A 12,105-nucleotide genomic window follows, 5' to 3' on the forward strand; every position below is an offset into this window, starting at 1 on the left:
ATTAAATTAAAAAGCTTTTCTTATATTTACTTGAACTTTAAAGACCCAACATGATCACATCAAAAACAATATCTAACGGAATTTTAAGAGCTCTAGCTACCATATTAATTACCGGAGCACTCTTATACTTTTTATACGAAATACAAACCGTAATCGTATACCTCTGTATATCCCTGATATTGTGCCTGATTGCAAACCCTTTGGTTCAGTTTTTAAAAAATAAATTAAAATTCGGCAATTCGTTAGCCGCATCAACCACGATCTTATTTTTTATCCTAATGATGGTTGGCTTTATACTGCTTTTTGTTCCCTTAATCATTTCTCAGGCCAACAATCTGTCTTTATTAGACACCAATCATTTGCAGCAGCAATTTGTAGAGACCGAAAAAAGTATCGAAACCTATTTTAACATTCAACATGTAGATTTAAACAAAGTACTGAAAGAATCTAAAATAACTTCCATGTTCGATTTTAGCTATTTTACCCGTTTTATAAACTCCATTATGGGATTCATGGCTGATATGGGAATGGGACTGGTTTCTGTATTCTTTATTACGTTCTTTTTTATCAAAGATCAGGATACTTTTAAAGATCAGGCCAGAAGGGTTCTTCCGGATACCAATGAGGATAAAATTCTAAATTCGATAACTAAAATAAACCATTTACTTACCCGATATTTTGTTGGTTTGCTATTACAGTTAACCGTAGTATTTATCCTTTATTTAATTGTTCTGATCATTTTCGGAAATAAAAATGCATTTGTTATCGCATTTTTGTGCGCCATTTTAAACGTGATTCCGTATGTGGGCCCCATTATAGGAACCACTTTAGCAGGAATTCTAACGATGATCAGTTTAATTGGCAAAGACTTTCAATCCGAAATTTTACCTACTACCATTTATGTAATCATAGGATTTTTGGTTGTTCAGGCCATTGATAATAACATCAGTCAACCTATAATTTCATCAAAAAGTGTAAATTCGCACCCGTTAGAAATATTTCTGGTTATTTTAATCAGTGGAATTACTTTTGGAATTGTCGGCATGATCATCGCTATTCCGGTATTTACAATGCTAAAAGTAATTTTAAAAGAATTTTTTCCTAACAACAAAATTGTCTCCGTATTAACCGAAAGAATTTAGCATTGAACACTTCTATTTTAAGCAAACCTATTCAAGACTTTATAACTCAAAATAGTGGTGTCTCGATTTCAAAATTAGCACTCCAGAAAAATCCGTTTCCTGAGGTGGACTGGATTTTAATTTTAAATCAAATTGAAGCCAAATCTAAGGCAAAAGACAAACTGCCAACCTGGTTTTCTACGGAAAATATTATTTATCCGAGTAAAATTTCAGTAGAACAAACTTCATCTGAAAAAACGGCTGTCTATAAAACGTCTTTAATTTCCGGAGCTACTTTAATAGATCTTACAGGAGGTTTTGGGGTAGATGATTATTATTTTGCAAAAAACTTCAATACAATCGCACATTGTGAAATCAATGCAGATTTATCGGCTATAGTACAACATAATTTCAAACAACTGGGCGTTAAAAACTGCAGCTTTTATGCGGCAGATTCTACTATTGTTTTAAGCGAATCTGATCAAAAATGGGATTGGATGTATATTGATCCCTCACGAAGAAATGATGCAAAGGGCAAGGTTTTTATGCTCAAAGACTGTTTGCCTAATGTTCCCGAATCGCTTCCTTTTTACTTCGAAAAAACAAATTCAATTTTAATAAAAACGGCTCCGCTATTAGACATTTCAGCAGGTTTATCTGAATTGAAATTTGTAAAAAACATTCATATTATTGCGCTTGAAAATGAAGTCAAAGAGTTACTTTTTGAAATTCACAATCACTATATAGGTCCAATAACAATTAAAACTGCTAATATTTTAAAGGATAAAACGGAAACATTTGAATTTGTTTTAGATCATGATGGTGATTTCCCGACCTATCATTTACCTCAAAAATATTTGTACGAACCCAATTCGGCGATTATGAAATCGGGTGGTTTTGATGAAGTTAGTGCCGCTTTTAAAATAAACAAACTCCATAAACACTCCCATTTATATACCGCAGCGGAATTAATCGATTTTCCCGGAAGAGTTTTTGAGATCGAAAAAACCATTTCGTACAACAAAAATGACATGAAAACGGAATTGTTAAACCAGCAGGCAAATGTTACCACAAGAAATTTTCCTGACACGGTCGAAAACATTAGAAAAAAATGGAAAATAAAAAACGGAGGAAATCTTTATTGTTTTTTCACAACTGATAAAAATGATAACAAAATAGTTTTAATTTGCAGAAAAATAACTTAACAATGAAACAACTAATTACACTAACTTTTTTTCTATTAACCTTTACAGCATTTGCACAAAAACCATGCGAATACAGCGCAAACGTAAACGATTCCATTGGTACCTATAAAGTAACAAATGAATACCTGATGAGCGAGAAGTACTTTGGAGGAAGCTTCAGTTATGTTTTCTTCACACTAGCGCAAACAGATGGTTTACCAACCTTAAACTTTCAACTTATCCAAAAAAGCAAAGACTTTATAAAAGCGAATTGTTTTGATCCAAATTCAAAAGTATATCTGCAATTGGAAAACGGAAAAATCGTTACTTTAAAACATATCAATCAAGAAAGTTGCGGTACCCTTATCCATGACGAAAAAGGTTTTGACAATCGCGTTAACACAGGTATTTTTATGTTCTTAAAAGACAATTATGAAGACCTCAAAAAATCTCCGGTTTCGATTATGCGTATTAAATACTTAACGAACACTGAAGATTATATTCTAAAAGCGGATCTGGTATCTGAAATGAATGCTAAAACCTATCATCCAAATACCTATTTCATGGACAATATCAGATGTGTGGAATAACTACTCGCAATTCCATTTCTGATTCGAAACCGCATCTTTTAAACCTGTTTTTAAATTATAATGCCACCATTCTGAGTCAAAAGAATTAAAGCCATTTCGCACCATTACTTTTTTAAGGTATTTTCTATTGGAAAGTACTTTTTTTGAAAGTTTCGTATAGTTATGGCTTGCCTGAATTCCGAAAAAATCAAAAGGAGTTCCCATATCCAGTTCTTTTCCGGTTGCATCAACAAGTGAAATATCAACGGCTCCTCCTCTATTGTGGATGGAGCCTTTTTTTGGATCAGCAACATACTCCGCATTTGACACAATCTCCCACATCTTTTTTTGAATCGATAAAGGTCTGTAACAATCGAAAAGTTTGATTTTATAACCGTCTTTCATAAAATCTTCATTGGCCGAGACTAGGGCCTGAACTGTCTTTAATCGCAAAAGGCATTCTGCACAATCGTACACTTTGGCTTTGAGGAAATTATCTTCAGTAGCATATTTCATGTCATACACAAACTCTTTACTGTAGTCTTTTAAATTGACAAACGTTGTGTCGGCTAAAACAGTATCCGAAGTATAACATTCTAGCTGCGCCTGCATTGAAAGAACAAAGAAAAAAGCGCCACATAAGAGAAATTTTTTAAGGGATAAACACTTCATAATGGATTGTTGCAAAATTAAAAATAGACCGACGGCAACGAATTTAATAAAATTTCATCAGACATCACGTAAAATAAGCTACTGACTGCACTCTAAGGGTCTCTTTAAATTTATAATTATAAAAAGAGTATAGCTTTTTTGACCTGAAATCAGTGGCTTTTTTGCCACGAATTACACTAATTTTCTCTAATTTCTTTGAGAGCTGTAAAATAGGCCAAACCATTTTAATCCTATAATCAGTGGCAAAAATTTTCTACTTAAAATCGCCTCAATTAATTCGTAAAAATCAGTAAATTTAATTTTTCAATTTAAACCTCAAAACGATGAAAAAACTGCTATTACTATTACTTTGTACAATTGGATTTTCGGCCTATTCACAAACTTCGAAAGAACTTGTTGGAAAATGGCAACTGGTAAAATGGACGCAAAACGGAAAAGAAAAAGACATTCAGTCATACTTTAAAACAGATCAGGTTTATCAGGTCTTTTCTGATGGTGGAGAATTTCAAAGTATTAATGGCGACAAAATTAAAAAAGGCAAGTGGAAACTTTCTGATGATAACTCCGAACTAACCATCATTTCAACTCTTATGCCTGTAAAATTTCAAATCGATTCTTTTGACGCTCAGAAACGTGTTATGACTTACGAATCATTGGGTACTTTTGAGTATAAAAAAGTAGTCGATTAAAGTTATCAATCCTTTTATATTTGGAATTAGCCCCTTTATGACTCATTTTCTGAATTATATCACAAGTAATTTCAAATGATTTATTGGTAGTTTAAATTGATTCAATCAATTGGGTAGCTACTAAACTTTTGCACTATTTTTAAGAATGGAAACATTCTTTTGGACCGTCTCTTGCTTTAGTTTAGTGCCATTAAGTTAAGCTGTTTTTTCACGCGGATTTTGCGGATTTTACGGATTCCGCGGATTTTTTTTATTTGATTCCGCTAAAATCTGCGTGAGGCTTTTTTTGATGGTCTTTAACTTAATGATTTTTTTTCACGCAGATTCTGGAGATTCTGCGGATTTTTTTTCATTCTGCTAAAATCTGCGTGTGGCTTTTTTTGATGGTCTTTAACTTAATGACTTTTTTTCGCGCACATTCTGGGGATTCTGGGGAGTTTTTTTTCATTCTGCTAAAATCTGCGTGAGGCTTTTTTTTGATAATCTTTAACTTAATGATTTTTTTCGCGCAGATTCTGGGGATTCTGGGGATTTTCTTTATTTCATTCCGTTAAAATCTGCGTGAGGCTTTTTTTGATGGTCTTTAACTTAATTATATTTTTTCTTGCAGATTCTGGGCATTCTGCGGATTTTTTTTCATTTTGCTAAAATCTGCGTGAGGCTTTTTTTTGATGGTCTTTAACTTAATGATTTTTTTTCACGCAGATTTTGGGGATTCTGCGGATTTTTTTTATTCTTTCTGCTAAAATCTGCGTGTGGTTTTTTTGATAATCTTTGACTTAATGACACTAAACTAAGGCAAGAGGTAAATCAAATAAAGTAATACTCCATTTTATTTAAAAAGTATACCAAGAAGGTACAGTCAACCCTCCTTTACTATCATAAAAAACAAATTCTACTTTTTGATAACCTGGCAAAGCATACTCCCATTGATTCAGATTAGAAACGTTATAATTAATAGTGCCATGTGCACTAACGGAATCATCAGCGGCATAAATGGTAACTGTTTTATCGGATAAATTAATTATACGGTGCAACATACCGGGTTTAGCATTATTAGGCAAGTAAAGAGATAAATTGACCGCAAGTCGATCCGTCATTACCACTTGACTAATCGTAGTCGACAAAGTAAAACTTGAATTGGATGTATAAATAAAATACGTTTCTGTTGTTGGTTTCCAAACTACATTACCGCTTGCATCTGCTGCAGTTGCAACCTGACCTATTATTGGAATTGCTCTGTCTGAACCTTTTGTGATTGCTAATGAACTTAAGGTAGTTCTTCCTGTTGTTTCGTCAATAAAGAGTTCATCGAAGTTTCGGTCTTTATTATAAATCGTAAATCTTCCAAGATTTTTATATAATTGAAACTCTTTAGTATTTGCTGTTGCCCGATCTTTCATAATAAGGTTTTTACCTGCTATATTCAAATCTTGTGTGGCGGTATGATTTCCTAAATTGTCTTTTCCATTGGTTACTGCTGTCGTTACAAAACCGGTTGTCGCAATAGAAGTGTCATCATCTCCTTCGAATGCTGTGACCGCTTTGGCATCACCACTGAATGTTGGGGCTACAATGGGTGCTTTTTTATCTAATTCCACTTTCAATCCTGCTGGTTGAACCGCTACTGTTGTGGAGGTTCCCAAAGTTGTTTCTGTTGCAGTTGCCAATTGAACTTTGCCTGCTTGTGTTAGTGAAGCGGCTTTAACTGTGGGAAGTGAAGCTGTACCTGTTAGATCTCCGGCTAATTGTATTTTCCCTGTCGCGGTGACGGTTGCATCGGACGTTGCCGGAACCGCTGCCACTTTTGTGTCAACATAGTGTTTAGTAGCTGCCTCTAAATTTAAAGTTGGGTCTGCCGGCAATAATAGTGAACCAGTCATAGTACCTCCTGCAAGCGGAACGTACTGTCCACTAGCCGAAGTATTGTACCAGACCTTCCCATCCCATATTTCCAGTACGTTTGTTGTAGTATTATAAATAATCAAACCAATTGCCGCAGAAACAATAACATTCCTCTCTGCTGTCGTCATTCTTGGTGGCAAGAAGCCTTTATTGGTAGACTCCACTTCTAAAGCGGCAGAGATATTAAGTTGCGTCGGATTATTTCCTATTTTCTGAACGATTTGCGCCTGAATCATACAACCGGTAAAAAAAACAAACACTCTGGTAATTATTGTTCTCATTGCTCTCTTTTTTATTTTAAGTTATACCTCACCATCTTTCTGACCCTCTATGAATTCTATTCTATCGATAAATAAAACTTTCTAAACTACTACTAATCATTATTTTCTTCTATCCAGAACAAATTCATATTAATTTGTAGTAAAATTCGCTAAATTTTATTACACTAAACTATATCTATGTATAATTGAAAGGATTTTATTAATTTACGTTACTACTTAATTAATTTATAAGTAATTTAAACACAAACAAAGTTCGTTGTGTCACTAAAACCATCTAAGGCGATTGCGAATAGGGTATTCCATATCCGGATCATTTATAAAACGTTCTTAAAAAACTGATTGTAACATTTTTCGATTGTGGTCGTCTACTCCTTAACCAACTACTCAAAATATGAACTCAGCCAAAAAAACAGCAAGAATAGCCGGTATATTATATTTAATAATTGCCATCACGGGTGCCTTTGGAATTATGTATGTTCCAACACAATTGTTTGTGAGTAACGACATCAATTTGACGGCAAAGAATATTCTAGATCATGAATTACTCTTTCGATTTGGAGTCTTTAGTAACTTAGTCTGTCAAACGGTATTTGTCTTTTTAGCTTTGACTTTGTACAATCTATTTAAGAATGTCAGCGCACACTTGGCACGTACTCTGGTCGCTTTAGTACTGGTAGGTGTTCCGATTGCCTTTTTCATTATTTTTAATGAATACTATTTACTACTGATTCTGAAAGAAAACTTTATGACCAACTTTTCTTCCATTCAACAAAATACGTTGGCGATGTTGAGCTTAAAAATGTATGGGAATGGAAATGTTATTATTGGAATTTTCTGGGGGCTTTGGCTCATTCCTTTTGGACAATTAGTTTATAAATCAAAATTTATCCCGAAAATATTGGGGATACTTTTAATTCTTGGTGGTTTATCTTATTTAATAGATACTACCGCTTTTATCCTTTTCCCGGAGTATCACTCTAAAACGGGGATTCTGGTGGGTATAACATCTGCGACTGCAGAACTTGCAATGGTTTTATGGCTTTTGATAAAGGGAGTCAAAAACAATAGTATTGCGTAAGTAAGCTGCAATACTATTTTCCTTTCCTCATTGCCCTAGCACTTTATTTTTCAATGTTTTGAAAGATAAACATGTTCGTGGTTTAAGGAATGCAAAATATACTGAGGAAGCTATATTCTTTCACAGCAAAAAAAATAGTCTATTGCTTTATGCATACAGAAACTGCTGCAGGCAAATGCTCGAACAAAAATAGTTTTGTCCACGAAAAAATATATGGTTACAAAAACTACTTTTTTCGTAACTCATTCAATGAAAAAAAACTACTGGCCAATCAACTAATTGGAGCATTTACAATGGCTGATTGTTCCAATAGGCACAGATTTCTACACCGCATAAACGCGAGAAAGAATCCGAACATATATCTTATTTTTTACTCTTTGAGGTTTCTACGTATTAATTTCTCCTTTAGCAATTGTAGTTTGTCTTCAATTTCTATAATATCTGCAAGAATTGCACTTTCATACTTCGCGCCTGTTTCACCAACAGCATCAAGTTCCCTTTTATCCTCGATAAAAAGCGAATTCAAATCCAACTCGGGAAAATTCTTACTTAAACTAATCAAAAACTCTGAGTTAATGTTGGCAGTTCCATGTAGATATCTTCCAATCATTGCTGGACTAAAGCCTAAAATTTGACCAACTTCTTTTTGCTTAAGTCCTTTGCCTTTAAAAAATCTACTTAATTTTTCAGTATACATAATCTTTCAAAATTGTTATAAATTAGAACTATTTGTACATTTTATATTATAAAAGACATATTTTATATATTATTTTTCTTACTTTTACAATTCCGATAACCATATTAAGTAATAAATAATAAAGATATGTCAAATTTAATAAAAAATAATAAGATCAAAGATGAGTATTCACACAACGAAAAAGCTTACAAATTTATAGATGAGCACTTACCGTATACTTATGTAGAATTAACTATTGAATGTTTAGTTAAAAAAGGTCATAAATCACCTAGTAAAACAATTATCAGAAATGTAAGAAACAAAATAATTCTAAGAAATGATATTCTTCTTGCATTGGTCGAAGTTGCAAACGATAATAAAATAGCTATTGAAAAAATTAAAGTTTTAACCACTTAGAAAGTAAGTACAAAAACGGTTTGGTTCTCAAAAAATGAATATCAGCATTTAACTACTTAAAGTCTCCAATTATGCCAAACAGAAATTTAGAAAAAACAGATTCTTCAGTTCTTACACAATTACATAAAAAACAATTTGCTTCCTGCGAAAATAGCCCGGAAGCCTCCGACAGGATTAAAGGAATCTATTTTGACCTTAGTATGCCGTTGTATGGTATGTCACCTCAACAATATATTGAAGGAACTAAATATCATAACGAGTGTTTTTATAAGCTAAATTACGTTTAATCTGCTTTGGTATAACGGCAAAAACTTTATGAAATAGAAAAGACCCTTAATTGCATCTTAAAAAGCTGCCTTATTCTTTTGATATCTATAAAAGAATAAGCCACCATTAAATAGCGGAAACAATCAAAGGCCTTTTTATAAATAAGTTACAATACCGTTAGAACAGTTACCATTTGTGGCTATATAGTGCTTAACTTTTATTTGTCAGCTTTGCCATAGCTCTCACTGGGAATGTTCCGACTCCTTTAAATTTTGGGGGAATTGCACTAAATGTAAAACCATTGGTTGGTACTAAAGACAGGTTACAAAGGTGCTCAACAATTAAGATTTCGGCTCCCAAAAGTGTCGTGTGTACGGGTCTGGTCTTTCCTGAGGTGCAATCTATATTATGAGAGTCGATACCAACGAGCTTAACATCGCACTCTTTTAAGTAGCGGGCTGCTCCCTCCGTAAGATAGGGATGGTTCTCATAATACTTTTCGGTATTCCAATGACTGTCCCAACCAGTGTGAATTAAAACTGCCCGATTTCTTATTTCATAATTTTTCAATTCATTTTCTGTTATTTCCAGCGTTTCAGTGAAGGGGACTCTGATTACAATTGCATCAAGATCTGCCAAATGTTCCAGTCCAATTTCAGAAAGATCTTTTCCGTTTTCAAATCTGTGAAATGGACAATCGAGATAGGTTCCTGTATTGGTCACCATTTCAATTTTTCCAATTTGAAACTGAGTGCCTTCTTCATAAAACTGCTTTGAGTTTTCTCGGCTCAAATAATCGCAAACAATGGGTGCCGGCAATCCTTTATAAGTTACAAGCCCATCCTCAATAGTGTGACTTAAATCAATTAATAGTTCTGTTCCTGATTTTTCATTAACAGGCTTTCTTTTATGTGCTTCGTTAAAAACCTCTTTATTCAGTATTTTAGTTTGCCCAACCATAAGCAGTCGTAAATCTTCGACAATATAATCGGCAAGTTCTTTATCTGAAATTGTGTCTCCTGAAATGTCAAGTCGAAAGTCTTCTCCTTTAATGCTTCCACCGTTTGTGAAATAAATTTCGAAATCAAATTTTACTCTTTTATCCATAAGTAATTATCAATTATTTAGTACTTCTAACGTCTCACTATCAGCTCTCAGTAGTGCTTTTTTTTACTGGCGTTACTTACAAATATATCGAAAAATTCTAAAAACATAAAAGAATAAAACGAAGAAAACCGCCCCAAAAAAGAGACGGCTACTTTGTCGAATTTAGATAAAAAACTCCTTCTTTTTTTGTCCTTTTAAATGGTACTTGACTGGTTTAGGCTAGACAAGTTTGCCTTTACTTTTTAATGAATTTATTAGAAACTTTTGAATTCCCTGTATAAACATCTAATATATATATTCCACTTGGTAAATTCTCGATATTAATTTTAGTGTGGTTTCCTTTTTCTTCTTTTACTTTTCTACCTGATAAATCGGTTATTGTTATCTTGTTAACTTCCTCATTATTTATCAATTGTACATTTAGTATTGAGGAGGAAGGATTTGGGAAAATTGAAATTTTAGCCGTTTCAAAGGAAGCTACCTTAAGATTTGTCCCGTCTAATCTCCATAATTCTTTTCCTGTTCTACCATTATCTGCTAAAAAATACAGCATTTTATTGTCATGGTTGTAAAATCCCTCCGGATAAGAAGAGGCTCCTACAGTTATCCCTGCCGGCTGAATGTCTTTCAATAGCCTGGTTCCTGCCGAAGTACCGTCGCTTTCCCATAGTTCTGTTCCTACAATACCGTCGCTTGCTCCTAAATATAGCTTGTTCTTAAAGACTGCGAGTGAGCTACTGAAACTTGTTGCACTGGTAGTTAATGCTTTTGTTCCTTCTTCAGTACCATCCGTTTTCCAGAACAGCGTCCTTCCTTCATTGCTATATGCAAAAAAATAAACCGAATTATTATATACTTTCAAATTGTTTGGAAAAGAGCTTCCTGAACCGGAATAGATATCTTTTAGCAATTTTGTTCCTGCTTCTGTACCATCCGTTTTCCATAATTCATTCCCATAAACATTGTCTGTGGCGGTAAAAAACAAATTTCCATCGTATTCTATTAACATTGTCGGAGCCGATCTGCCTTTGCCACTAAAACTTGTATTTACATCTTTTAGTAGTTTTGTTCCTGATTCTGTTCCGTCGCTTACACATAATTCTTCCCCTGTAAGTTCGCAATTTTCACAACCACTAAAATAAATTTTGCCATTGAATACTTTCAACTTTTTATTCTTTTCAACTAAAATGTTACTGACCTTTGTTGTTCCTTGTTCTGTACCATTTGTTTTCCATAATTGTGAGGTAACATTGGTTGCATCTCTGGCATTAAAATATAGAAAATCATCCAGTATTCCGAATTCACTTTGTGTATCAAAAAAACCGTTATACTCTCCCGGAAGAACATCTTTTACCATTACAGTTCCTGCGGCTGTACCATCGCTTTTCCATAATTCTCTGCCGTGAACAGCATCATCTGCACTAAAATACAGCACATTATTCATTACACATAAATTCCAAATACCGTATCCGGCTGGTCCGGCTTGAATGTCTTTTACCAATACTGTTCCTGCTGCGGAGCCGTCACTTTTCCATAATTCTAAACCATGAACACCGTCATTGGCTGGAAAATACACAAAACCATTCATGGCCACCAAGCTATTATTGGCTCTGATCGCTCCGGCGGTCGGATTGATATCTTTTACCATTACTGTACCTTCAACGGTTCCATCGGTTTTCCAAAGTTCACATTCGCCATATACATTTCCGTCCATAGCCGTAAAAAAAAGCAATCCATTGTTACTGCAAAAATTACCCGGCCCTGAACTTTCATAACCTTCTCTTATATCCAGTATAAGTTCCTGAGCATTTACTTTTGCGAAACCCAACAAAAGAATAAGAATCAATATCTTTTTCATTTTTAAAATTTTAAGATTGATCTGTATTTATCTCTTTTGTCATCCTCTATTACATTTTGAATAGCAGGTTCACATACCATCGGAATACAGCTTATAAATACTGTACGTTTAAAATAAGGAAGTAAAAAGTAGTTTTTTTTCATCTCTTGGTTTTTAGCTTAATTGTTTGATTTCATTTTAGATTTTCCTATTCCAGACAGAAAAAACAGCATCATTACATCATCAAAATTAAAGCTTAACAAAAGCAAAAAAAATACTCCTTTTGGAGTATTTTTCATAAT

General features: G+C 33.8%; 13 protein-coding genes. 7 read left to right on the forward strand and 6 right to left on the reverse strand.

Annotated elements, in window-relative coordinates:
• The first annotated feature begins 50 nt into the window (after nt 1-50).
• The 3 genes from LNP23_RS19320 to LNP23_RS19330 are packed head-to-tail and all read left to right on the forward strand — an operon-like array spanning nt 51 to nt 2,895.
• Nucleotides 51-1,142 (forward strand): AI-2E family transporter, encoded by a 1,092-nt coding sequence (locus tag LNP23_RS19320; RefSeq protein WP_230002468.1) that lies wholly within the window; start codon nt 51-53, stop codon nt 1,140-1,142.
• 2 nt (nt 1,143-1,144) lie between these two features.
• The gene (locus LNP23_RS19325; protein WP_230002469.1) at nt 1,145-2,326 is read left to right on the forward strand and encodes a THUMP-like domain-containing protein; all 1,182 of its coding nucleotides are present in this window, start codon (nt 1,145-1,147) and stop codon (nt 2,324-2,326) included.
• 2 nt (nt 2,327-2,328) lie between these two features.
• Nucleotides 2,329-2,895, forward strand: a complete 567-nt coding sequence (locus tag LNP23_RS19330; protein ID WP_230002470.1) for a hypothetical protein — start codon at nt 2,329-2,331, stop codon at nt 2,893-2,895.
• On the opposite strand, the gene LNP23_RS19335 is transcribed toward LNP23_RS19330, so the two are convergent.
• Nucleotides 2,896-3,486 carry a M15 family metallopeptidase gene (locus LNP23_RS19335; protein WP_230002471.1) on the reverse strand — a complete coding sequence of 197 codons (591 nt, stop codon included), beginning with the start codon at nt 3,484-3,486 and terminating at the stop codon, nt 2,896-2,898. It lies immediately after the preceding gene.
• A gap of 383 nt (nt 3,487-3,869) precedes the next feature.
• Between LNP23_RS19335 and LNP23_RS19340 the strand changes: the two genes are divergently transcribed.
• A complete protein-coding gene (locus tag LNP23_RS19340) occupies nt 3,870-4,235 on the forward strand; it encodes a lipocalin-like domain-containing protein (RefSeq protein ID WP_230002472.1) in 366 nt (121 codons plus the stop codon).
• Between the two features lie 836 nt (nt 4,236-5,071).
• Here the strand turns inward: LNP23_RS19340 and LNP23_RS19345 are convergent.
• Nucleotides 5,072-6,421, reverse strand: coding sequence for a hypothetical protein (locus LNP23_RS19345; RefSeq protein ID WP_230002473.1), 1,350 nt, complete (start codon nt 6,419-6,421; stop codon nt 5,072-5,074).
• A 391-nt stretch (nt 6,422-6,812) separates the two neighbouring features.
• Between LNP23_RS19345 and LNP23_RS19350 the strand changes: the two genes are divergently transcribed.
• Nucleotides 6,813-7,499, forward strand: coding sequence for a DUF4386 domain-containing protein (locus tag LNP23_RS19350; protein WP_047773413.1), 687 nt, complete (start codon nt 6,813-6,815; stop codon nt 7,497-7,499).
• A gap of 370 nt (nt 7,500-7,869) precedes the next feature.
• On the opposite strand, the gene LNP23_RS19355 is transcribed toward LNP23_RS19350, so the two are convergent.
• Nucleotides 7,870-8,196, reverse strand: a complete 327-nt coding sequence (locus LNP23_RS19355) for a helix-turn-helix domain-containing protein (protein ID WP_230002474.1) — start codon at nt 8,194-8,196, stop codon at nt 7,870-7,872.
• A gap of 126 nt (nt 8,197-8,322) precedes the next feature.
• Between LNP23_RS19355 and LNP23_RS19360 the strand changes: the two genes are divergently transcribed.
• On the forward strand, nt 8,323-8,592 hold the full coding sequence (locus tag LNP23_RS19360; RefSeq protein WP_047773416.1) for a hypothetical protein: 270 nt from the start codon (nt 8,323-8,325) through the stop codon (nt 8,590-8,592).
• A 71-nt stretch (nt 8,593-8,663) separates the two neighbouring features.
• A complete protein-coding gene (locus tag LNP23_RS19365; protein ID WP_230002475.1) occupies nt 8,664-8,879 on the forward strand; it encodes a hypothetical protein in 216 nt (71 codons plus the stop codon).
• A gap of 190 nt (nt 8,880-9,069) precedes the next feature.
• Here LNP23_RS19365 and LNP23_RS19370 read toward each other — a convergent pair whose 3' ends face one another.
• The 3 genes from LNP23_RS19370 to LNP23_RS19380 all read right to left on the reverse strand — a co-directional run bounded on the left by LNP23_RS19370 (nt 9,070) and on the right by LNP23_RS19380 (nt 11,967).
• A complete protein-coding gene (locus LNP23_RS19370; RefSeq protein WP_230002476.1) occupies nt 9,070-9,966 on the reverse strand; it encodes a cyclase family protein in 897 nt (298 codons plus the stop codon).
• Nucleotides 9,967-10,201: 235 nt separating this feature from the next.
• Nucleotides 10,202-11,824 (reverse strand): ELWxxDGT repeat protein, encoded by a 1,623-nt coding sequence (locus LNP23_RS19375; RefSeq protein ID WP_230002477.1) that lies wholly within the window; start codon nt 11,822-11,824, stop codon nt 10,202-10,204.
• Nucleotides 11,825-11,826: 2 nt separating this feature from the next.
• A complete protein-coding gene (locus LNP23_RS19380; RefSeq protein ID WP_230002478.1) occupies nt 11,827-11,967 on the reverse strand; it encodes a hypothetical protein in 141 nt (46 codons plus the stop codon).
• Nucleotides 11,968-12,105: the final 138 nt, after the last annotated feature.

This window comes from Flavobacterium cupriresistens (genome assembly GCF_020911925.1).
GTDB lineage: Bacteria > Bacteroidota > Bacteroidia > Flavobacteriales > Flavobacteriaceae > Flavobacterium > Flavobacterium cupriresistens.